Origin of the sequence: Aeromonas eucrenophila (assembly GCF_000819865.1) — a bacterium.
In the GTDB taxonomy this organism is placed as follows: Bacteria; Pseudomonadota; Gammaproteobacteria; order Enterobacterales; family Aeromonadaceae; genus Aeromonas; species Aeromonas eucrenophila.
Genome location: NZ_CDDF01000021.1, coordinates 1 through 571 on the forward strand (window position 1 = coordinate 1; position 571 = coordinate 571).

The window sequence follows — 571 nt, forward strand, 5'->3', positions numbered from 1 at the left end:
AGATGGGTCGTTAGCTCAGTCGGTAGAGCAGTTGACTCTTAATCAATTGGTCGTAGGTTCGATCCCTACACGACCCACCATCTTGACCACCGAGTTCCCAGGTCGTTTAGCTCAGCTGGGAGAGCACCTCCCTTACAAGGAGGGGGTCACTGGTTCGAGCCCAGTAACGACCACCATGTTTTAAAAATGATACAGATGGGTCGTTAGCTCAGTCGGTAGAGCAGTTGACTTTTAATCAATTGGTCGCTGGTTCGAATCCAGCACGACCCACCATCATTCAGTCTTGCCCCAGGTCGTTTAGCTCAGCTGGGAGAGCACCTCCCTTACAAGGAGGGGGTCACTGGTTCGAGCCCAGTAACGACCACCACTTTCTTGAAATAGAAAGAAAAAATGATTTAGATGGGTCGTTAGCTCAGTCGGTAGAGCAGTTGACTTTTAATCAATTGGTCGCTGGTTCGAATCCAGCACGACCCACCATCATTCAGTCTTGCCCCAGGTCGTTTAGCTCAGCTGGGAGAGCACCTCCCTTACAAGGAGGGGGTCACTGGTTCGAGCCCAGTAACGACCACCA

Annotated in this window: 6 tRNA genes; all 6 read left to right on the top strand. The window is 51.3% G+C overall.

Annotated elements, in window-relative coordinates:
• Positions 1 to 4: 4 nt before the first annotated feature.
• The 6 genes from BN1124_RS20405 to BN1124_RS20430 all read left to right on the top strand — a co-directional run bounded on the left by BN1124_RS20405 (position 5) and on the right by BN1124_RS20430 (position 571).
• A tRNA-Lys gene (locus BN1124_RS20405) sits at positions 5 to 80 on the top strand.
• Positions 81 to 100: 20 nt separating this feature from the next.
• Positions 101 to 176: transfer RNA gene (locus BN1124_RS20410), tRNA-Val, on the top strand.
• A gap of 21 nt (positions 177 to 197) precedes the next feature.
• Positions 198 to 273: transfer RNA gene (locus BN1124_RS20415), tRNA-Lys, on the top strand.
• An 18-nt stretch (positions 274 to 291) separates the two neighbouring features.
• Positions 292 to 367: transfer RNA gene (locus BN1124_RS20420), tRNA-Val, on the top strand.
• Positions 368 to 401: 34 nt separating this feature from the next.
• Positions 402 to 477: transfer RNA gene (locus tag BN1124_RS20425), tRNA-Lys, on the top strand.
• A gap of 18 nt (positions 478 to 495) precedes the next feature.
• Positions 496 to 571 (top strand) — tRNA-Val (locus BN1124_RS20430).